The organism is Streptomyces sp. NPDC018019, assembly GCF_044327805.1.
Lineage (GTDB): Bacteria > Actinomycetota > Actinomycetes > Streptomycetales > Streptomycetaceae > Streptomyces.
In genome coordinates this window covers 247,892-269,137 of the sequence record NZ_JBIRGD010000014.1, presented here as the reverse complement: position 1 = coordinate 269,137, position 21,246 = coordinate 247,892, and the positions used below count along the sequence as shown (strand labels likewise).

The window sequence follows — 21,246 nt, the reverse complement described above, 5'->3', positions numbered from 1 at the left end:
TGATCACCGCCCTGCGCGCCCAGGGCGACGGCCACCTCGACCACTCCGCCCTCCTGCGCGGCGTCGAACGCCTCTCCGGCCACACCACCGGCTGACACCGTGGTGACGACCCGGATTCCCGCCGTACGGGCGGCCGTCGAGATCCTCGGGGACGAGGGCGCCGACCAGTTCTTCGGCTCCCCCGGCGCCACGGCCCTGCCGTGGTACGGGGCGCTGGAAAAGGCCGACGGCCTCGGTCACCTGATGGCCCGTCATGAGCAGGACGCGGTCCACATGGCGGACGGCTGGGCCCGTACGAGCGGGAGGACCGGTGTCGTCGTCGCGGTCCCGGAGCGGTCCGAGCGGTTCGAGCGGTCCGGGCCCGGACGGGGGACGGGCCTCGGCGGGCTGCTCGACGGGCTCCGCGCGGCATGGTCGGACGCGGTTCCGCTGGTCTGCGTGACCGGCCGGACCGTGCCGCCCGGCCGCGACGATCCGACGGTTCCGGCCGCCGAACTCGTCCGGTCGGCCCGGCCGGTGACCAAGTGCGCCGTACGGGTCGAGGACCCGACGCGCATTCCGCAGGCTCTCCGCACGGCCTTCCGGACCGCGCGGGAGGGGCGCCCCGGGCCCGTTCTGGTCTACCTCCCGTACGGGACGGCCGACCACGGCATCCCGTACGCCGCGGTGGCCCGGCCGCCGGTCACCACCGCCCCGCATCCGCCGGACGTCGCAGCCGTCCTCAACCTGCTGCTGGCCGCCCGGCGCCCACTGGTCCTCGCGGGCCGCGGTGTGCGGGCCGCGGGCGCGGGGGCGGCACTGCGCGAGCTGGTGACGTACCTGGGCGTACCGTTCCAGGTCACGCCGCGGGCCCGGGGCTGCGTGGGAGAGGACCACGAGCTGTACGCGGGCACGGCCGAAGTGCCGGACCCGCGGGCGGACTTCGTCCTCGCGCTCGGCATCGGCGGGGAGACCGGCGGTATCAGCGCGGGCGGACGGACGGTGGTGCGGGTCGATGCCGCGCCACGGCGGGCAGACCCGGACGGCGACGGTCGCGCGGCGCCCGGCGGCTCCGGCACGGCCCTCGTCTGCGATCTGCTCCTGTCCCTCGAAGCCCTGCTCGCGGCGGCCGAGGAGCGCGGCGCACAGGCCGACGGTGGCCGGTGGGCAGCGCTCACCGATCACCGGCCCCCGACCGGCGGCCCGTTGACGGCCTGCCGGGTGATCACCGAGGCCGTGGCCGCGGACGGCCACGCCGCCCATCTCGTCACCGATGCCGTTCTGTACCGGCTCTGCGGCGGCCCACGCCGGGCCGACCACGGCGCACGCCGGTACGTGGCGTGCGGCCGGGACGGGCCACCCGGCCGTCCGGTGCCGGCGGCGATCGGCGTACGGATGGCCCTGGACGCACAGGGACACCGGGACACCGCGGTCGTCGCACTCGTCCGCGTACACGAACTGCGCCACGTAGCGGACGCCTTGGCGGTCGCGGCGCGGCACGAGCTGCCGTTCGTGCTGGCCGCGATCGGTCCCGGCGGCCGGGGTGGCACGGAGGCGCTGGAGCTGATGCGGGCGTACGGCTGCTCGGCGCACCGGGCCGACGACCCCGATGACCTCCGCTCGGCGGCCATCTGGGCCTGTAAGGAGGCCGTGACGACCGCCCGGCCGGTCCTGCTGCTGGCCACCGCGCGGACCACGGCCGAAGTGCACGCCACCACACCCACGCAGCTGCTCACCGCGGGCGTGCCGCGCCCGCGCACACCGGCCGAGGGCTGATCCCGGTCCGAAGACTTCCCGGCGGCGGCGCCGACACCTGTCCTGTCGCGCCCAGGCGCCGCCGCCGGGAACCCCACGAGCGCGCCCGAAAGCCGCTCCCCAGCAGCGCCTTGAGTACCGCCCTCAGCATCACTCCTGCACCGCCCCCGCACCGCCCGGCAACTTTTCAACAAAGTGTTGACGCTGGTGGGGGCGCTCCCTACGCTCCAACATGCGGAAGCCGACTTCCGCGTTCTCGTACGGAAGGTCACCATGCCGAAGCCCACGACGACGCGCCGTCTCACCACGGAGGCCGGCGCCCCGATCGCCGACAACCAGAACTCCGCCACCGCCGGCGTCGGTGGCCCGCTGCTCCTCCAGGACCAGCACCTCCTGGAGAAGCTCGCCCGCTTCAACCGCGAGCGCATCCCGGAGCGGGTGGTGCACGCCCGCGGCTCGGGCGCGTACGGGTACTTCGAGGTGACCGACGACGTCACCGCCTTCACCCGCGCCGACTTCCTGAGCGCAGTCGGCCGACGCACCGACCTGTTCATCCGCTTCTCGACCGTGGCCGACAACCTCGGTGGCCCGGACGCCGCCCGCGACCCGCGCGGCTTCGCGGTCAAGTTCTACACCGAGGAGGGCAATTACGACCTCGTCGGCAACAACACCCCGGTCTTCTTCATCAAGGACCCGTTGAAGTTCCCGGATTTCATCCACTCGCAGAAGCGCGACCCCTTCACCGGCAAGCAGGAGCCGGACAACGTCTGGGACTTCTGGGCCCACTCCCCCGAGGCGACCCACCAGGTCACCTGGCTGATGGGCGACCGCGGCATCCCGGCCTCGTACCGGCACATGAACGGTTACGGGTCGCACACCTACCAGTGGACGAACGCCGCCGGCGAAGCCTTCTTCGTCAAGTACCACTTCAAGACCAACCAGGGCATCCGCTGCCTGAGCAGCGAGCAGGCCGCCGAGCTGTCCGGCAAGGACCCCAACAGCCACCAGACCGACCTGCTGCAGTCCATCGAGCGCGGGGTGTACCCGTCCTGGACGCTGTACGTGCAGATCATGCCGGCGGCCGAGGCGGCGGACTACCGCTTCAACCCGTTCGACCTGACCAAGGTGTGGCCGCACGCCGACTACCCGCTCCAGCGGGTCGGCCGGCTGGTCCTGGACCGCAACCCCGACAACGTCTTCGCCGAGGTCGAGCAGGCCGCGTTCTCGCCGAACAACTTCGTGCCCGGCATCGGCCCGTCCCCGGACAAGATGCTCCAGGGCCGGCTGTTCGCCTACGCCGACGCGCACCGCTACCGCCTGGGCGTCAACCACACCCAGCTGCCGGTCAACGCGCCGAAGGCGACCGTGGCGAACAACTACGGCCGGGACGGTCTGATGGCGGCCAACGCCTACGGCCGGCACGCCAAGAACTACGAGCCCAACTCCTACGACGGCCCGGTCCAGTCGGACCAGCCGCTGTCCGCGCCGCTCCCGGTCACCGGGCACGCCGGCACCCACCCGGCCCCGGCGCACTCCAAGGACGACGACTTCTTCCAGGCCGGCGAGCTGTACCGGCTGATGTCCGAGGACGAGAAGAACCGCCTGGTGGCGAACATCGCCGGGGGCCTGGCACAGGTCTCGCGCGACGACGTGGTCGAGAAGAACCTCGCCCACTTCCACGCGGCCGACCCGGAGTACGGCAAGCGCGTCGAGGCCAAGGTCCACGAGCTGCGCGAGGACTGATTCCCCCGGTCAGCGCGGAGGGCGGACGGGAGGTCCGGCCCCTCGCGCGTCCGTGCCGGCCGGTCCGCTGAGGGGTGGCCGGCCGGTACGGACAGGTGACGCGGGGCTCCGCGGCCGTACGGAATCCGGGGCGCCGCCGGCCCGTCGGGCCCGGTGCCCCGGGGAGACGCCAGTGCGGTGGTCGTGTCCGTCCGCAAGGAAAGGACGGTCCGTCTCCCCGGGCCGCGGAGCCCGCGTCCCGCCCCTCCCCAAGCCCCGCCCGGCGGTGCGATCGTCCTGTCGCGCCCATCTCCCGTGCCGCCGGGCGGCACCCTCACCCGGACCCGGTGGTTCCCTTCGCGCACCCGGTCCGGCACGATCCGGGAAAAGCCGGGTCCCCGCGCATATCCCTGCGGTACTGTCGGGCTCCCACCGTGAGCCTCCCCCCAACGCCCGCCGCCGGGGGACCATGGACGGCAGCGGAACCTGTCCGCCGCCCTACCTGCCGGGAGCCGCCATGGCCGACAGCGTGCCGGTGCGCTGCCCGACGTGCCGCCGCGAGAACGCCTTCACCCCGCCCACGTTCCCGTGTGCCTGCGGGGCCCCGCTGACGTTGCCGGTACTGCGCGGCGGCGTGCCGACGGAGATCCTGCACCGTACCTGGCAGAGCTCCTGGGTGGAGGTGCGCTGCGAGACCTGCGGGCGGGTGGACGAGTGGCCGGCGCCGGAGTCGGGCTGCGTGTGCGGCACGGTGGTCCGGCTCCCCGTCGTCCCCGTACCGACCCCGCCCCCGCAGGATCCGCGGCCCCCGGGCAGCCTCGCCCCGGCCGCGGCCGACGGACCGTCCGGCCCGGCGCCGGTGCTGCGGCCCGCCTTCCGCCCGGTCACCATCCGTACGGCCCGCGACTGTGTCACCGCCGCCGCCCAGTACCTGAAGTGGCTCGGCTTCACCGACATCGCACGGGTGCAGGAGCGCACCGCCTCCGGTGTGGACCTGCGCGGCACCGGTGTGGTGGCCCAGGTGGACCCGACGACCCGGGCGACCAAGCTGCGGGAGATCGAGTGCCTGTGGCTCAACGGCCTCAACGACTCCGCGATCGCGGTCTGCTTCTCCCTGGCCGGCTACTCCCGCGACGCCCGCGCCCGCGCCGACGCGCTCCACCTCCCGCTGTTCGTCATGGATCTCACCGGCACCCCGCAGCCGGTCAACGACCCGGCCGACGAGCTGATCAGGGACGGCGCCACCGGCCGGTAGGGGCGGGCGCCGCGGCGCTGGTTAGGGTCGGTACGTCCCGACCAGCGTACGGAGAGGCCCGATGACGGCGAGGAACGGCGCGCCCGCGCTGCTGCAACTGCGCGGTGTCAGCCGGCGCTACGGCGACCGGCAGGCACTGCACCCGATCGACCTCGACCTGGCCGCGGGCCGCTGCACCGCGCTGTTCGGGCACAACGGGTCCGGCAAATCCACCCTGCTGCGCATCGCCTGCGGCCGGGACGCGCCGTCCGGCGGCCGGGCCCGGTTCGCGGGCCGTACGGTCGCCGAGGACGATCCGGAGGTACGGGCGCGGGTCGCGGTGGTCGGTGACAGCGTCGCCTGCTACCCGGACCTCACCGTCCGCGAACACCTCGAACTCGTCACCGTCGCGCACGCGGTGGAGGACGCGGCGGCCTGGATCGACCAGGTGCTCGCCGACCGCCGGCTGGCCGACCACGCCCACGCCCTGCCGAACTCGCTCTCCTCCGGTCAGTTGCAGTCACTGCTGCTGGCCGCCGCGCTGGTCCGGCCGCGCGACCTGCTCGTCCTGGACGAACCGGAGCAGCGGCTCGACCCGGACGCCCGCGCGCGCCTCGCCGCCCTCCTGGTCGCCGAGAAGGAGGACGGCGTGGCCGTCCTGCTCGCCACCCACCAGGCGGAACTGGCCGAGGAGGTCGCGGACCACATGATCGCGCTGGAGGACGGCCGGGTGGTCGAGCAGGGGGACCCGGCGCAGGTGCTCCGGAAGCTGGGTGTGCGCTCATGACCGCGCGCGGTACGGAGACGGGCCCGCGTACGGCGGAGAACGGCAGCGCCGCCGTTCCGGAGGAGGCCACCGAGCCGCCCGTCTGGAACGAGCGGGACGACGACCGCACCGCCGAGACGCTGCGCTGGCTGCGCGCGAAACGCCGGGACCACCAGCGGCAGCGCCGCCGCGACCGGGCGGTCCTGGCGTACTGCGTGGTGCTCGCCGTGCTCGGCTACGGCAGCGGCTACGCCTACCGCTTCCTGCGGTCGCTGAAGATCGGCGCGGACCACGGCAGCCTGGGCGCGGACCTCCAGCGCTCCCTGCCGGCCGCCTTCGTCGCCGGCACCCTCGCCCTGGCCGTGCTCGCCGCGCGCGACGCCCTGTGGCGCGGACCGGTGGTCGTGTCGGGGCCGTCCGCCGGGTGGCTGCTGGCGCAGCCCGTACGGCGCGGCGCGGTACTGCGGCCCGCCTTCCGGCGGTCCGCCGTACTGGTGGTGGCCGCGGGGGCGCTCGCCGCACTGGCCGCGGCCGTCGTCCTGCGCGTCACCGGGCGAGCGTCCTTCGGCGGCGCGCTGGCCGCCACGCTCCCGGCCGCGGTCTGCCTGCCCCTGCTGGCCGTGTCGCTGGGCATGGCGGTGGAGCGCAGGCCGTGGTCGGCACGGTGTGTGCGGCGCCTGACCGCGCCCGCCGTCCTGCTTCTGGCGCTGGCGGCCGGGCAGGCGGCACTGGCCTGGAGCGGCCACCGCTGGGCGCCCCTGGAGCAGGCCGAGCTGTGGTCCGGTCCGTGGGGCTGGGCAGCGCAGCCGGTGGTGGCGGTGACCGGCGGGCAGGCTCCGGGCTGGCCCGTCGCGCTCGCGCTCCTCGCGGCCGGTACCGCCTTCGCGGTCGTGTCCGCGCACCGGGACGCCGCGCACGTGCCCAACGCGCAGCTGCGCGGGCGCGCGGCGACGGCGTCGGCCGTCACGTCCGGTGTGTTCGCCCTGGAGCTGCGGGCCGCGAAGCTGGCCGTCCTGGAGGCGGGCGGCGACGCGCCGAAACGCCGGGTCACGTTGCCGCCGCCACCGCACCGGTCCCTGGTCGTGGTCTGGCGCGATCTGCTGGCACTGCTGCGCATGCCGGGGCGGCTGGGACGGGCGGTCGTCTGGACGGCCGCCGCCGGTGCGGCGGCGGGCCTGGGTGCCGGACCGGTCGGCGAGCGGCGCGTGCTCGGCCTGGCCGTCGGGCTGCTGTGCGGGTACGCCGCGGTCGGTGCGCTCGCCGAACCGGCCCGCCTGGAGACGGACGACGCGCGGCGCGCGGCCTGGTCGCCGTTCCGGCTGCGGACGCTGATGCTGCACCACGCGATCGTGCCGGCGGTGCTCGGCGCGTTGCTGGGGCTGCTGGCGGCCGTACCGTACGCGCTCGCCGGCGCCGGCTGGGCGCTGCTGCTGATGCCGCTGTGCGCCGGGCCGTTCGCGGCGGCGGCGGTCTTCGGCGCCTGCCGCGGCCCGGCCCGCACGGACCTGCTGTTCGTCGGCGGCGCCACACCGATGGGCGGCCCGGGACCGTTCCTGTTCGCCGCCTGGTACGCGGCCGGGCCACTGGTCTCGGTCACCGGCCTCACCCTCGTCCTGAACACGGCCCTGACCCACGGCCCGGACGCGCGCTCGGTGCTGCACATGGCCCTCATGGCGGCGCTGCTGACGGCCGGCCTGCTCTTCTTCGCCGCCCGTTCGGCGGACCGCCTCGTCCGGCACTGAGCGATTCCGGCCCGCACCCCGAAATTCGGCTGCCGCGCGCCGCGCGACCTGCGACGGTGCTGCCATGAACACCTCGGGAACCCGCCCCGCCCCGGTCCTCCGCGCGGCCACGCCCGGCGACCTCCCCGCGCTGCGCGCCGTCGAGCGCGCGGCCGGGGAGGCGTTCCGCGCCCTGGGCATGGACCGGATCGCGGACGACGAACCGCCGTCCCTGCCGGAACTGACGCGCTACCAGCAGGCGGGACGCGCCCTGGTCGCCTGTGCCGGAACGGCGGACGGCACACCGCTCGCGTATCTGCTGTGGGAGCCGGTCGACGGCTGCGCCCACATCGAACAGGTCTCGGTGCACCCGGATGCCGCCCGCCGCGGCCTCGGCCGGGCGCTCATCGAGCGGGCGTGGCGGGACAGCGGGCTGCCGGCCCTGACCCTGACCACGTTCGCGGCCGTGCCGTGGAACGCCCCGTACTACGCCCGTCTCGGCTTCCGCGTCCTCGCTGAGGACGGGCTGTCCCCGGGCCTGCGGGAGATCCGCCGCCGGGAGGCCGCGCTGGGGCTGGACCGGTGGGAGCGGGTGTGCATGCGCCGGGACGGCTGACCGGGCGGCGGGCCGGTGGCCTGGTCGGGTGACCTGCGCGGGCGCCCGGCTTGCCGGTGCTCCGGCCGCCGGGGACGATCGCCGGATGAAGCCACCGCAACCGGCGCCCCGGCCCCCGTCCGGCCCCGTCCGCGCGGACGTCGGCACGGCGTCCGCGGCGTCCGCGGCGGACGCCCCGGCCGCCCGCCGCTCCCCCGCCCGGCGGGCCCTCGCCGTGGCCGCGTCCGCCGCCGTCGCCGTCCTCGTTCCGCTGCTCGCCACGGAGCTCGTGGTCGACGAGTCGCACGAGATCCGATTACCGGGTGACGGGGGCACCGCGCTGCTGCGGGCGGTCCTGCTCGCCGCCCTGTGCGTACACGCCGGGGAGTTGGCGGGAACCTGGCTCGCACGGCGGGTGCCCGGCGCTCCGGCGGGGCTGCCGCGGGCGTGGGCGGTGCGGGCCGCGTGGGCGGGGGTGGCGGCGGCCGTGGGGCAGTTGCTGCTGGTGGCGGGGAGCGGCTCGCCGGCGGCGGGGCTGTCCGGGCCGGCCCTCGTCGCGGCGTACGGCACGCGGCCCGGCCTGCTGGCCCTCCTGGAGGCCAACGCGTTCCTGCTGGCGGCGCTGTGCGCTGCCTCCCGGCGCCCGGGGTGGGCCGCCGCGCCGCTGGCAGCCGTCGTGGTCGGCGAGGCGCTGCGGGCCCATCCCGAGACGTACACCCCGGCGGTCGGCACCGCCCTCACCCTCGTCCACCTGTCGGCGACCGCGCTGTGGGCCGGCGGGCTGCTGCACGTGCTGCGGACGCGGTGGCGGTGGCGGCACGACGCGGCGGCGGGGCGGGAGTTGCTGGTGCGGTACGCGCGTCCGGCGGCGCTGCTGTTCGCCGCGGTCACCGTGACGGGCGTGTGCAGCACCCTGCGCCGGCTGCCGCTCGCCGAAACGTTCACCTCGGGGTACGGCCGGGTCCTGCTGGCCAAGCTGGTGCTCGTCCTGGTGGTGAGCGGGCTGGCGCTGGCCGCCCGCGGACGGTTGCGGCGGGAGGCGGTCGCGCCGGGGGCGGCCACCCGGCCGGCCCGTGCGGAACTGGTGGCGCTGGCGGCGGTGGTGCTGGTTTCCGCCGTTCTGACCGCGGTGCCGCTGCCGCCCGCGCCGGTCTGAGGGCCCCGGTACGGCGTACGGTCCCGGAGGACGGGCCCCGCGCCGCGCCATAATGGCCTGCATGTTCGATGCGAAGCGGCTGCGGGCCGCCTGCCTGGACTTCAACGGGGCGACCGAGGAGTGCCCGTTCCCCCGGGCTCCGGAGGTGTCCACGTTCAAGGTCGGCGGGAAGATCTTCGCGCTGTCCGCCCTGGAGGCCGAGCCGCTGTCGGTGAGTCTGAAGTGCGACCCGGAGCCGGCCGAGCGGCTGCGTGCCGCGCACCCGGAGATCGTGCCGGGCTACCACCTCAACAAGCGGCACTGGAACACCGTCTCGCTGACCGGGGCGCTGGACGACCGGCTCGTCCTGGACATGATCGAGGACTCGTACGACCTCATCGTGGCGCGGCTGCCGCGCGCCCAGCAGCTGGCGCTGGACTGGCCGGGCCGCGCCTGATCCCACGGCGCGGCCCGGCCGTACCACCGGAGCCGCTACGTCTGGGCCGCCTCGACGGGCCCCGCGGCGCCCGCACCCGCCGGCCGCACCGGGTCCGCCTCCGCCGCCAGCTGCGCCGCCAGCCGTTCCCGCAGCTCGATCTTGCGGACCTTGCCGCTGACCGTCATCGGGAAGGTGTCGAGGACGTGCACGTAGCGCGGGACCTTGTAGTGCGCCAGGCGGGAGCGGCAGAAGCGGGCCAGCTCGTCGCGGGTGAGCCCGGCCACGGGGTCGCGCAGGATGACGCAGGCGGCGATCTCCTCGCCGTACTTGGCGTCCGGCACGCCGACCACCTGCACGTCCGCGATCTTGGGGTGGGTGTAGAGGAACTCCTCGATCTCCCGCGGGTAGACGTTCTCCCCGCCCCGGATGATCATGTCCTTGATGCGGCCGACGATCCGCAGGTAGCCGTCGTCGTTCATCACCGCGAGGTCGCCGGTGTGCATCCAGCGCTCCGCGTCGATCGCCTCGTCGGTGCGCTCCGGCTCCTCCCAGTAGCCCAGCATCACGCTGTAGCCGCGGGTGCACAGCTCGCCCGGCGCACCGCGCGGCACGGTCGCGCCGGTCGCCGGGTCCACCACCTTGACCTCGATGTGCGGCAGCACCCGGCCCACCGTCCCGGTGCGGTGCGCCAGGTCGTCGTCGCGCCGGGTCTGCGTGGAGACCGGCGAGGTCTCGGTCATGCCGTAGCAGATGGAGACCTCGGCCATGTGCATCTCGGAGACGACCCGCCGCATCACCTCCTCCGGGCACGGCGAGCCCGCCATGATCCCGGTGCGCAGCGACGACAGGTCGAACGTGGCGAAGTCCGGATGGTCCAGTTCGGCGATGAACATGGTCGGTACGCCGTACAGGGACGTGCAGCGCTCCTCCTGGACGGCCCGCAGGGTGGCCGCCGCGTCGAAGGCGGGCGCCGGGATGACGATGCAGGCACCGTGCGAGGTGGCGCCGAGGTTGCCCATCACCATGCCGAAGCAGTGGTAGAAGGGCACCGGCAGGCAGACCCGGTCGTGCTCCGTGTAGCCGACCGTCTCGCCCACCCAGAAGCCGTTGTTGAGGATGTTGTGGTGGGACAGCGTGGCGCCCTTGGGGAATCCGGTGGTGCCGGAGGTGTACTGGATGTTGACCGGGTCGTGCGGCGACAGCTCCTTCGCGCAGGCGGCCAGCCGCGCGTGCGGCACCCCGGCGCCGGCCGCCAGCAGCCCGTCCCAGGTCGGGTCGTCGATGTAGATCACGTCCCGCAGGGCCTGGCTCTCCGCCCGCACCTGCTCGATCATCCGCCGGTAGTCGCTGCTCCGGTGGGCGACGGCGGAGACCAGGACGCTCATCCCGGCCTGCTTGAGCACATACGCCAATTCGTGCACACGGTAGGCCGGATTGATGTTGACCATGATGGCGCCGATGCGGGCGGTGGCGTACTGCACCAGCACCCACTCGGGGCAGTTGGGCGCCCAGATGCCGACCCGGTCGCCCTTGCGCACGCCCTTGGCGAGCAGGCCGAGCGCCACCTCGTCCACCGCCCGCCCCAGCTCCGCGTACGTCCAGCGGCGCCCGCCCGCCACGTCCACCAGCGCCTCGCGGTCGCCCCAGCGGCGGATCGCGCGCTCCAGGTCGGCGCCGATGGTGCGGTCGAGCAGCGGCCGGCCGGTCTCGCCCCGGGCGTACGACAGGCGCTGCCCGGCGGTGCCGCTCTCCCGGGGTCCCGGCGGGTGGCCCGGCGGCCTGCTCATGTCGGTCATCGGTGGTCTTCCTCTCGGTACTCGGCGGCGCCCCCGCCCTGCTCGGCGGTGCGCTCGCGCAGCTCCACGCGACGGATCTTGCCCGAGACCGTCTTGGGCAGATCCGCGAACTCCAGCCGCCGCACGCGCTTGTACGGGGCGAGCACCGCCCGGGAGTGGGCGAAGAGCACCGCCGCGGTCTCCGGTCCAGGTTCCCAGCCCGCCGCCAGCACCACATACGCCTTGGGTACGGCCAGCCGGACGGGGTCGGGGGCGGGCACCACGGCGGCCTCGGCCACCGCTTCGTGCTCCAGGAGTGCGCTCTCCAGCTCGAAGGGTGAGATCTTGTAGTCGCTGGACTTGAATACGTCATCGCGGCGGCCGATGTAGGTGATGTAGCCCTCCGCGTCGCGCGCGCCGATGTCGCCGGTGCGGTAGTAACCGCCGGCCATCGCCTCGGCGGTGCGCTCGGGGTCGCCGTGGTAGCCGGTGGTCAGTCCCACCGGGCGGGACGACAGGTCGAGGGCGATCTCTCCCTCGTCGGCAGGCTCGCCGGTCACCGGGTCCAGCAGGGCGACGTCGAAGCCGGGGGTCGGGCGGCCCATGGAGCCCGGCTTGAGGGGCTGGCCGGGGGTGTTGGCGACCTGGACGGCGGTCTCGGTCTGCCCGAAGCCGTCGCGGATGGTGACGCCCCACGCCTGCCGCACCCGTTCGATGATCTCCGGATTCAGCGGCTCGCCGGCCGCGACGATCTCCCGCGGCGGGGTCTTCAGCGCCGTCAGATCGGCCTGGATGAGCATCCGCCACACGGTGGGCGGCGCGCAGAAGCTGGTGACGCCGGCCCGGTCCATCTCCGTCATCAGCCGGGCCGCGTCGAAGCGGGTGTAGTTGTGGATGAAGACGGTGGCCTCGGCGTTCCACGGGGCGAAGAGGTTGGACCAGGCGTGCTTGGCCCAGCCCGGCGAGGAGATGTTCAGGTGGACGTCGCCGGGCCGCAGGCCGATCCAGTACATCGTCGCCAAGTGGCCGACAGGGTACGAGGTGTGGGTGTGCTCCACGAGCTTGGGGCGAGCCGTGGTACCGGAGGTGAAATAGAGCATCAGGGGATCGTCGGCGCGGGTGGGGGCCGTGGGCTCGTACGTCTCGGCGGCGGCGTACGCGTCCTCGTAGGCCAGCCAGCCCGCGGCGGCGGCCTCGGCGGCGCCGCCGACCGCGATCCGGGTGTAGTCGCCGGGGACGTCCGCGAACTTTCCGGTGTCCGCGGCCCGTACGAGCACATGGCGGGCCCGGCCGCGCCCGACACGGTCGGCGAGGTCGAGCGGGCCGAGCAGCGGGGTGGCCGGGACGACCACGGCGCGCAGCTTCATCGCCGCGAGGGCGGTCTCCCACAGTTCGACCTGGTTGCCGAGCATGACCACGATCCGGTCCCCGGCCCGGACGCCCTGCGCGGCCAGCCAGTTGGCCGCCCGGTTCGAGACGCGGCGCAGCTCGTCGAAGGTGCGGCGGGTGTGGGTGCCGTCCTCCTCGACGATGTGCAGGGCGGTGCGGTCGTTGCCGTCGGCGATGCGGTCGAACCAGTCCAGCGCCCAGTTGAAGTACTCAGGACGGGGCCAGGTGAAGCCCTCGCGGGCGCCGTCGTAGTCCTCGCGGTGGCGCAGGAGGAAGTCCCGGGCCGCGCGGAATCCGGCGGTCGGGTCGATGGCCTCCGGGCCCGGTCCGGCCGCTCCCGCGCCGGCCGCCGGGCCTGCCCCGGCCGTTTCCGCGCCGACCGCCGCTCCCGTCACCTCCGCAACAGGAGCAACCCCACCCTTATCACCCGTACCGCCCGTCACGCCTGTCTCCTCGGTGTCCGCCATGTGTCCTCCTCATTGCCGCACCGCCTCCCGCCATCGTGTAATCAGTGACGCAGGTCTCACCACCCCCGAACGGGGGGAAGCGGAGGTTTCGGCGTGCGGGTCGAGTCAGAGTCCGGCGGGTCCGCGGACGTACGGGCGGCGCTGTCGCGGCTGCGGCGGACGAGCGGGCTGCCGGTGGCGTTCGGCGGGCTGCGGTACGGCACGGGCCGCTACCGCATCAGCGAGCTGGCGGGCACCGGAACCGCGGCCCTGCACGGGCTGTCCGTCCGGCACGGCAACGGCCTCGGCGGCAAGGCCGCGGTGCTCACCCGGCCCTTCGCGGTGACCGACTACCACTCCTCCCCCGTGATCAGCCACGAGTACGACGCGGCCGTGGCGGCCGAGGGCCTGTGTTCCGTGCTCGCGGTGCCGGTCGTGGTGCGCCGCCGGGTGCGCGGCGTCCTGTACGGGGCGCTGCGGCAGCCGGTACAGCTCGGCGACCGCCCGCTGTCCGCCGCGATGGCGGCCGCCCGGGAACTGGAACAGGCCCTGCTCCTGCAGGACGAGGCGCAGCGGCTGCTGTCGGTCGCCCGGCAGCCGGCCGCCGCCGACCCGGCGGCGTGGGAGGAGGTGCGCGAGGCGCACGGCGAGCTGCGGGCGCTGGCGCAGCGGATCGCGGACCCGGCCCTGCGCCGGGAACTGCTGGCCGCGTGCGGGCGGCTGGCGATGGCGTCCGCCCCCGGGCGCGGCGCGGCGGACGGCACACCGCTGGCACCGCGCGAGGTGGACGTCCTGGCCTGCGTGGCCTCCGGCGCGACCAACGCGGTGACGGCGGAACGGCTGGGCCTGCGCCCGGAAACCGTCAAGAGCTACCTGCGCTCCGCCATGCGCAAACTGGGCGTCCACTCCCGCCTCCAGGCGGTGGTGGCGGCACGCCGGACGGGCGTCCTGCCGTGAGCGGCCAGCGGCGGGCCCGGCCGGAGCGCCCGGCCGGGCCCGTGGGGTGTCACTTGTGGTGCGGCTGGTAGTAAGAGCCCAGCTGTTCGTGGTAGTCGGGGTTGCCGAGGTGCTTCTCCTTGTCGAACTCCGGCGAGTTCTTGATCTCCTCCTTGGTGCGGGAGACGTAGATCTTGCGCTCGGCGGTGTCCACCGACGCGATGACGCCGGCCGGCAGCAGGACGTGCTTGCCGAAGATCCAAACGCCGGTGTCGACCACGATCCAGGCGGAACCGACCTCGTCGGAGTGCTTGTCGACCTTGCCGATACCGCCGTCCGTGGCCTCGACCTTGTACCCGGCGAGGTCCGTGCCCGCGGTGTACCCGGCGGACGCGGGGTAGCCCCAGATGTCGGTCATGGAAAGCTCCTTCGCACGGTCGGGACTGGCGACACGGCCCCGGGTGCCCGGCCGCCGGGCGGCCAAACGGCGGCGTGGCGCGGTGCCGCCGCTTCCGGCCACCGCGCCACGCCGCGCCGTCCCCCGGCCGTCCCGGCTACCGGTCGGCGGTCAGCTTCCCGGCCGTGCCCCAGCTGTCGGTGGGCACCTCGTGGATCCAGACCTGCACGCTCTCGGCCGGGACGCGGTAGGCGTCCACGAACGCGTCGGTGATCTGCCGGACCAGCTCGCGCTTCAGCTCGGTGCTGCGCGGCCCCTGCTGGACGGTGACGACGGGCATGGCGGAACTCCCTTCACGGCGGCGGCCGCCCGGCCGTTCCGGGCGCCTCTTCCGCATGCCCCCAGTCCATCGGGGACGCGGCGGCCGTCCAAGAGGCATTCCGCGCACGCTGCGATCACGGATCGAGATGGTGCGCGGTGGCCCCGCAGGCCGCGAGCAGCGCGTCGAGACAGGCGGGCGGCTCGGTGCGGTGCACGGCCAGCGAGGTGGTCAGCGTGAGGGGCGTACGGAAGGGGCGGAAGACGACGCGCGGGGTGCGCAGTTGGCGGGCGTGCGCGGCGTACACCACGGTCCAGGACGGGGCGGCGGGTCCGGCGGCGCCGATCGCGGCCAGGTTGTCCTGGAGCGAACCGGCCGGCGGGCCCGGAACCGGTACGGGCTCGAAGCCCGCGCGGTGGCAGGCGGTGAGGAGGCGGTCGACGAGGGTGGGGTTGTTGCGGCGGGCGGTCAGCCGGAGCGGTACGGCGGCCAGTTCGGCCAGGTCCACCCCCGGGTCCTCCCCCGGTCCGGTGGCCGCGAGGGGGTGCGCGGCCGGCAGGACGGCGACGAGCGGGTCCGGCCACAAGGGGACGTGGCGGAGCACTCCGTCCGTACCGCCGTCGTCCGCGCCCCGCACGAACGCGGCGTCCAGTTCGCCCTGGGCCACCCGGTCCAGGCGTTCGCGCGTCGGCGCGGAGACCAGGTGGACGCCGAGGCCGGGGGCGCTGCGGGCGAGGGCGTCCAGGACCCGGTCCAGGTGCTCGCCCAGGCCCGCGCTCGTCCCGAGCCGCAGGGTGCTGCTCCGCGTGCCGACCAGGTCGGCGACGGCGGCGAGCGCGCGTTCCTCGGCGGCGAGCAGGGCCCGCGCCTCGGGCAGGAACCGTTCGCCGGCGGCGGTGAGCCGGACCTGCCGCGCCGACCGGTCGAACAGGTCCGCGCCCACCTCCCGCTCCAGGCGCCGCACCTGCTGGCTGACCGCCGACTGCACGATGTGCAGCCGCTCGGCGGCCCGCCCGAAGTGCAGTTCCCGCGCGACCGCGACGAAATACCGAACCTGCCGCAGCTCCACGCCGCCCTCCCCGTCCGTCCGTACGGGGCCATTGTCGCGGAGTGCGGGAGCCGGGGACCGGCCGCCCCTCAGTAGTCCTCGCCGTTGAACGGCAGGTGCTCGGTCTCCAGCGCGGCGTCCAGCAGGCGGGCCGCGCCGGGCGTGCGCTCCGCCACCAGCCCGGCCCGCACCAGCCGCCGCAGCGGGGTGCCGCCGAGGTAGCAGGAGGCCAGGTCCCGTACGTCCAGGGCCAGGTCGGCCGGGTCCCCGGTGGGCTCGTACGCGGCGCCGGACGGGTCCGCCGTCAGCCGGAAGCGGCCGGCGTTGGCGGGCAGCGCGGCGTCGCGCACCTCCAGGACGAGGTCGGCGGGCGCGGCCCACGAGCGCGCGATCAGCGCTTGGGCCACGTCGACCAGCCGCAGCCACAGCGCGGGCCACTGTCCGGTGACACGCACCTGGTCGCGGTCGGCGGCGAAGAGCAGCAGCGGGTCGTCGGCGGCCACCGCCCAGGCCCGTACCTTGCGCGTCAGGTCGATGGAGGCGAGGTAGGACCAGAGCGCCGCGGCGGCGGGCGCGTCGGCGGCCTCCAGTTCCCCGACGGTCACGACGCCCTTCTCCCCGACCTGGTAGACGGCGTATCCGGCGGCGGGCGCGCCCTTGTCGCCGAGGACGACGATGCGCGACGGGCCGTCGTCGTCCTCGTCCTCGGCGGACGCAAGCACCGAGCGCCGCCACCACGCCTCGTCGCGGGCGAGCCGCCCGCCGCGCCGGGCCCGGCCCGCCTCGTACAGCGGCGCGATCACCGGCACCGCGTCCGCCGCGCCGAGCAGCCGCAGCGGGCGCGGGTCGGGCGTGATGCGCAGGTCCAGGGGCCGGGCGGAGTCGATCTCGACGCTGTACGCCTCGGTGGCCGGGCCGAAGCCGAAGCGGCCGTAGATGGCGTCCTCCGAGGCCCACAGGCAGGCCAGCGGCCGGCCGCCGGCGGCACAGCGGCGCCACAGTTCGCCCATCATGGCGGTGAGCACGCCGCGCCGCCGGTGGGTGGGCGCGACCGACACGAAGTCCACTGCGGCGGCGGGGAGTTCACCGCCCGGTACGGAGAGGCCCAGGTGGTGCGCCGCGGTGAAACCGATGATCTCCTCGTCGTCGTACGCGCCCACCCGCTCGCAGGTCAGCAGCAGTTCGCGCTGCCGCTTGCGGGTGGCGTCCCCGGCCTTCGAGTGGAAGGCGAGGTGAGCGAGGTCGAGGGCCCGGTCGACATGTGCTTCGGGAACGTTCCGGATGTCCGTGGTCACCTGACGACGCTAGGCCCGGGCCCCGCGCACCGTCATCCGGTTTTCCGCGGCGGGCCACCGGAGCCGGCCGGTCCGCCCGGCCCCGCGAAGAAGTCCCGCACCCGGTGGCGGCGCCGGGGCGGCGGCCCGTCGCGATAGCCGCCCCCGTAGTCCCCGTCGTAGTCCTCGCCGGTGTCCGGGGTGTTCACGACCGTCCAGCTCACGGCCGACACCGCGGGCTCCAGCGACAGCCGGCTGACCGCCTCTTCGAGCAGGCTGTCGTCGCGCCGCTCGGTGGTCAGCTCGGCGGCGACGGTGACCTTCGGCGGTGCCTGGGCGTCCTTCGCCGGGGTGCCGTCGTCCCGGCTGTGCACCGCCCGCAGCCGGAAGCCGGGACGGCTGACGGCCTGGACGACCAGCGCCCGGATGTGCGCCTCCTCGGGCTCGGTGCACACCGCCTCGAAGTAGTAGTCGGTGGCGATCTCGGCACCGCCGCCGGGCTCCCGGTCCAGCCGGCGGCCCAGCGGGCGCAGCACCAGGTTGGCGCCGACCACCCCGGCCGTGCCGAGCGCCGCGACCACGTAGAGCCCGGTCCCCGCCAGGGCGCCGACCGCGGCCGAGCACCACAGCGTGGCCGCGGTGTTCAGGCCCCGGACGTTCAGCCCGTCGCGCATGATGACGCCGGCGCCGAGGAAACCGATGCCGGAGACGATCTGCGCGGCGACCCGCGAACCGTCGTAGCCCGTGGTGCTGGTCGCCGCCGCGAAGCCGTACTGCGAGAGCAGGACGAAGAGCGCGGCACCGGCGGCGACCAGCGCGTTGGTGCGCAGCCCCGCCATCCGGGCGCGCCACTGCCGCTCCAGGCCGATGACCGCCCCGAATCCGAGGCCGGCCGCGATGTTGCCGGCCAGCTGCCATTCGTTCACCATGATCCGCACTCCTCCTCCGCGCGCTTGCGCGGGACCGCCCGGAGGCGGCCCCCTTTCTCCTTCGGCGGTTCACAGCCAGGTGTTGAACCGGCGGACGTACCAGGTCTTCACGCCCTGGGTCAGCAGGCAGTACGCCAGCAGCGTCCCGGCCAGCCACGGGAAGTAGCCGAGCGGCAGGGCCTGCATGCCGAGTGCCGATGCCAGCGGGGAGAACGGCAGGGCGATGCCGAACGCCATGACCAGGGCGGTCATCAGCAGCACCGGCCAGGTGGCCCGGGACCGCACGAACGGGACCTTGCGGGTGCGCAGCATGTGCACCACGAGCGTCTGGGTCAGCAGGCCCTCGACGAACCACCCGGACTGGAACAGCGCCTGGTGGGCCTCGCTGTCCGCCCCGAAGACGTGCCACATCAGCAGGAAGGTGGTGATGTCGAAGACCGAGCTGGTCGGGCCCAGCACGAGCATGAAGCGCCCGATGCCCCGGGCGTCCCAGGTACGCGGCTTGCGCAGGTACTCGTCGTCCATCCGGTCCCAGGGCGTGGCGAGCTGCGAGATGTCGTAGCAGAGGTTCTGTACGAGCAGCTGGGTGGCGAGCATCGGCTGGAAGGGGAGGAAGGCGGAGGCGGCCAGCACCGAGAAGACGTTCCCGAAGTTCGAGGAGGCCGTCATCTTGATGTACTTGATGGTGTTGCCGAAGGTCCGGCGGCCCTGGAGGACGCCCTGGCCGAGGACGGTCAGGTCCTTCTCCAGCAGGATGATGTCGGCGGACTCCTTGGCGATGTCCACGGCGGTGTCGACGGAGACGCCGACGTCCGCCTCGCGCAGTGCCGCGGCGTCGTTGATGCCGTCGCCGAGGAAGCCGACCGTGTGCCCGGCGCCTCGCAGGGCACACACGATCCGCGCCTTCTGCACCGGGTTGACCTTGGCGAACACGGTGGTCGTACGGACCAGGTCGGCCAGCGCGGACTCGTCGAGCAGGTCGAGGTACGGTCCCGTGACGACGGTGCCCGCCTCGATGCCGACCTCGGCGCAGACGCGCGCCGCGACCAGCTCGTTGTCGCCGGTGACGACCTTGACGGCGACGCCGCTGCCGGCCAGGGCCCGCAGCGCCTCGGCGGCGTCCGCCTTCGGCGGGTCGAGGAAGACCAGGAAGCCGCGCAGGGTCAGCTCCGTCTCGTCCGCGACGCCGTAGGTGTCCCGGGCCGCCGGGAGCGTACGGCTCGCCACCGCCAGGACCCGCAGGCCCCGCCGGTTGTGGTCCTCGGCCGTCCGGGCGGCCCGGCGGCGCAGCGCGTCGGTCAGCGGCACCCGCCGGCCGCCGTCGGCGAGATGGGTGCACAGCGCGAGGACCTCCTCGACCGCGCCCTTGGTGACCATGGTGTGCCCGTCGGCCGGGCCGTCGAGGCCGTCGCGCCGGAGCACCACCGACATCCGGCGCCGTGCGAAGTCGAAGGGGACCTCGTCGACGAGCGTGAACCGGGCGTCGACGACCACCTCCTCGGCCTCGTGCATCCGGGCGACGACGGCCTGGTCCATGAGGTTGCGCAGGCCCGTCTGGAAGTGGCTGTTGAGGTAGGCGAGCTCCAGCACCTCGCCGCCCTCGCCGTCCTCGCGGCCGTACGCGTCCAGGCAGCGGTCCAGGACGACGCGGTCCTCGGTCAGCGTCCCCGTCTTGTCGGTGCACAGCACGTCCATCGCGCCGAGGTTCTGGATGGCGTTCAGACGCTTGACGACGACCTTGCGCCGCGCCATGGCGACCGCGCCGCGCGCCAGGTTGGTGGTGACCACCATCGGCAGCATCTCGGGGGTCAGGCCCACCGCGACGGCCACCGAGAAGGCGGCCGCCTCGGCCCAGTCGCCCTTGGTCAGGCCGTTGAGGACGAAGACCAGCGGCACCATCACCAGCATGAAGCGGATCAGCAGGAAGCTGACCCTCTTCACCCCGGCGTCGAAGCCGGTCTCCGGCCGCTCGCCGGCCAGCGCGCCGGCCATCGACCCGAAGTAGGTGTCCGCTCCGGTGGCCACCACCACTCCGGTCGCGGTGCCGGAGGTGACGGACGTGCCGGCCAGCAGCAGGTTGTCCGCCTCCACCGGGTCGGCGTTCCCGCCGTGGTCCCGAATCCGGGTGCCGTCCTTGGCGACGGGCAGCGACTCGCCGGTCAGCGCGCTCTGGGCGACCATGAGGTCTTTCGCGGCCAGCAGCCGCAGATCGGCCGGTACGAGGTCGCCGGCGGCCAGCTTGACGATGTCGCCGCGCACCACGTCCGCCATGGGGATCTCGACCGTGGCCGGCGGCTGCGTCCGGCCGGGCCGGCGCTGTACGGCGGTGGTCGTGGTGACCAGGGCGCGCAGCGCGGCGGCCGCGCTGCCCGAGCGGTACTCCTGCCAGAACCGCAGCAGGCCGCTGATCAGCACCATCGCGCCGAGGATGGGGATCTTCGGGTCGAAGGGCTCGGTGTCAGCGACCTGGAGCCACTGCACGTACATCACGGTGGCCAGGGCGGCGAGGACGAGGATGAACGGGTTCCAGAACGCCTTCGCCAGCTGGACGTACCAGCGCGGGACGCGCTCGTGGGCCACGACGTTGGGACCGTCGCGATGCAGGCGCGCCACCGCGGTGTCGTGCGGCAGCCCGTCGCGGCCGGTGCGCAGGTCCTCCAGGACCTGCGCGGCCGGGCGCGCGCCGACCGCGGCCAGACCGGCGCCGACGGCGCGGGTGCGGGCTTCGAGTTCGGCGGCCCGGCGCTCCCGGCGGCGCGGGCGGCGGCCCGGCGGCGCGAGCTTCTCGGGGGTGAGCAGGCTGGTCATGGCAGAACCTCCGTCCGTACGGGGGCGCGGCGGCGCCGGGGCATGACGGCATGCCCCGGCGGCCCGTCGGCCCGGGCACGGGGAATTCGGGGATCGAGAATTACGGAATTACTGGGGGCGCGGGAATTCAGGCACGCCGAAATACACCGTGGCGAGGGTGCGCACGATTACGCGCACGGCGCCAGGTGAACGACGCGTAAAAAGACCGCGCGGAAAAAAGAAAACACGGGGCACGCCGACCGGAAGCGGACCCGACCCGGCCCCGGACCGTACGGAACGCCCTGCACACGGCGGTGCACAGCAGCACGGGACGGAAACGATGGCGGTACGCGATGCGCTCGGCACGACCGCAACGCCGATAGCACACCAGACCCGTCGGGCCCGGCCGGTCAGAACACGGTGAATGCGGCGGTCAGCCCGCTACGACGCGGCGGCAAGGACTTCCTTCGGGACTCATCCCGATCACCTCCTCGCTCGCGCGGACACAAATCGGATGCCGTGATGTTCGGGCACCCGCACCACCGAATAATGCCATACGGGCCCCGTCTCCCCCTCCCCCTTTCGGCCAAGAATTCCCCA

At 74.4% G+C, this 21,246-nt stretch carries 17 protein-coding genes; 9 read left to right on the top strand and 8 right to left on the bottom strand.

Translation table 11 applies throughout. The annotated features are described in order from the left end of the window. Nucleotides 1–99 precede the first annotated feature (99 nt). From ACH4FX_RS23930 to ACH4FX_RS23895, 8 genes are all read left to right on the top strand, one after another. Entirely contained in the window at nucleotides 100–1,755 is a 1,656-nt protein-coding gene (locus ACH4FX_RS23930) for a thiamine pyrophosphate-binding protein (RefSeq protein WP_398482067.1), read from the top strand. A 252-nt stretch (nucleotides 1,756–2,007) separates the two neighbouring features. Next, the gene (locus ACH4FX_RS23925) at nucleotides 2,008–3,477 is read left to right on the top strand and encodes a catalase (protein WP_398482065.1); all 1,470 of its coding nucleotides are present in this window, start codon (nucleotides 2,008–2,010) and stop codon (nucleotides 3,475–3,477) included. 496 nt (nucleotides 3,478–3,973) lie between these two features. Continuing rightward, complete coding sequence (locus ACH4FX_RS23920) at nucleotides 3,974–4,711, top strand: hypothetical protein (protein WP_398482063.1); 738 nt, start codon at nucleotides 3,974–3,976, stop codon at nucleotides 4,709–4,711. A 61-nt stretch (nucleotides 4,712–4,772) separates the two neighbouring features. Continuing rightward, entirely contained in the window at nucleotides 4,773–5,477 is a 705-nt protein-coding gene (locus tag ACH4FX_RS23915) for an ABC transporter ATP-binding protein (RefSeq protein ID WP_398482061.1), read from the top strand. Then, nucleotides 5,474–7,198, top strand: a complete 1,725-nt coding sequence (locus tag ACH4FX_RS23910) for a hypothetical protein (RefSeq protein WP_398482059.1) — start codon at nucleotides 5,474–5,476, stop codon at nucleotides 7,196–7,198. The genes ACH4FX_RS23915 and ACH4FX_RS23910 overlap by 4 nt, the downstream gene beginning before the upstream one ends. 64 nt (nucleotides 7,199–7,262) lie before the next feature. Continuing rightward, entirely contained in the window at nucleotides 7,263–7,793 is a 531-nt protein-coding gene (locus ACH4FX_RS23905; protein ID WP_398482058.1) for a GNAT family N-acetyltransferase, read from the top strand. 85 nt (nucleotides 7,794–7,878) lie between these two features. Beyond that, nucleotides 7,879–8,928, top strand: a complete 1,050-nt coding sequence (locus tag ACH4FX_RS23900) for a CopD family protein (RefSeq protein WP_398482056.1) — start codon at nucleotides 7,879–7,881, stop codon at nucleotides 8,926–8,928. Nucleotides 8,929–8,989: 61 nt separating this feature from the next. Beyond that, complete coding sequence (locus tag ACH4FX_RS23895) at nucleotides 8,990–9,364, top strand: MmcQ/YjbR family DNA-binding protein (protein WP_398482054.1); 375 nt, start codon at nucleotides 8,990–8,992, stop codon at nucleotides 9,362–9,364. A gap of 35 nt (nucleotides 9,365–9,399) precedes the next feature. Here ACH4FX_RS23895 and ACH4FX_RS23890 read toward each other — a convergent pair whose 3' ends face one another. Both ACH4FX_RS23890 and ACH4FX_RS23885 read right to left on the bottom strand, forming a co-directional pair. Further along, complete coding sequence (locus ACH4FX_RS23890; protein ID WP_398482052.1) at nucleotides 9,400–11,142, bottom strand: AMP-binding protein; 1,743 nt, start codon at nucleotides 11,140–11,142, stop codon at nucleotides 9,400–9,402. Beyond that, complete coding sequence (locus ACH4FX_RS23885) at nucleotides 11,139–12,977, bottom strand: AMP-binding protein (RefSeq protein ID WP_398482051.1); 1,839 nt, start codon at nucleotides 12,975–12,977, stop codon at nucleotides 11,139–11,141. Before ACH4FX_RS23885 ends, ACH4FX_RS23890 begins: the two co-directional genes overlap by 4 nt. A gap of 93 nt (nucleotides 12,978–13,070) precedes the next feature. Between ACH4FX_RS23885 and ACH4FX_RS23880 the strand changes: the two genes are divergently transcribed. Then, nucleotides 13,071–13,913 carry a response regulator transcription factor gene (locus tag ACH4FX_RS23880; protein ID WP_398482049.1) on the top strand — a complete coding sequence of 281 codons (843 nt, stop codon included), beginning with the start codon at nucleotides 13,071–13,073 and terminating at the stop codon, nucleotides 13,911–13,913. A gap of 49 nt (nucleotides 13,914–13,962) precedes the next feature. Here ACH4FX_RS23880 and ACH4FX_RS23875 read toward each other — a convergent pair whose 3' ends face one another. The 6 genes from ACH4FX_RS23875 to mgtA all read right to left on the bottom strand — a co-directional run bounded on the left by ACH4FX_RS23875 (nucleotide 13,963) and on the right by mgtA (nucleotide 20,667). Further along, nucleotides 13,963–14,310, bottom strand: coding sequence for a PRC-barrel domain-containing protein (locus tag ACH4FX_RS23875; protein WP_398482047.1), 348 nt, complete (start codon nucleotides 14,308–14,310; stop codon nucleotides 13,963–13,965). Between the two features lie 136 nt (nucleotides 14,311–14,446). Beyond that, on the bottom strand, nucleotides 14,447–14,629 hold the full coding sequence (dmpI, locus tag ACH4FX_RS23870) for a 4-oxalocrotonate tautomerase DmpI (protein WP_398482045.1): 183 nt from the start codon (nucleotides 14,627–14,629) through the stop codon (nucleotides 14,447–14,449). A gap of 115 nt (nucleotides 14,630–14,744) precedes the next feature. Next, the gene (locus tag ACH4FX_RS23865) at nucleotides 14,745–15,677 is read right to left on the bottom strand and encodes a LysR family transcriptional regulator (protein WP_398482043.1); all 933 of its coding nucleotides are present in this window, start codon (nucleotides 15,675–15,677) and stop codon (nucleotides 14,745–14,747) included. Between the two features lie 68 nt (nucleotides 15,678–15,745). Then, a complete protein-coding gene (locus tag ACH4FX_RS23860; RefSeq protein WP_398482041.1) occupies nucleotides 15,746–16,951 on the bottom strand; it encodes a GNAT family N-acetyltransferase in 1,206 nt (401 codons plus the stop codon). Nucleotides 16,952–16,983: 32 nt separating this feature from the next. Then, complete coding sequence (locus ACH4FX_RS23855) at nucleotides 16,984–17,859, bottom strand: MgtC/SapB family protein (protein WP_398482039.1); 876 nt, start codon at nucleotides 17,857–17,859, stop codon at nucleotides 16,984–16,986. Between the two features lie 69 nt (nucleotides 17,860–17,928). Continuing rightward, nucleotides 17,929–20,667 carry a magnesium-translocating P-type ATPase gene (mgtA, locus tag ACH4FX_RS23850; protein WP_398482037.1) on the bottom strand — a complete coding sequence of 913 codons (2,739 nt, stop codon included), beginning with the start codon at nucleotides 20,665–20,667 and terminating at the stop codon, nucleotides 17,929–17,931. Between the last annotated feature and the right edge of the window lie 579 nt (nucleotides 20,668–21,246).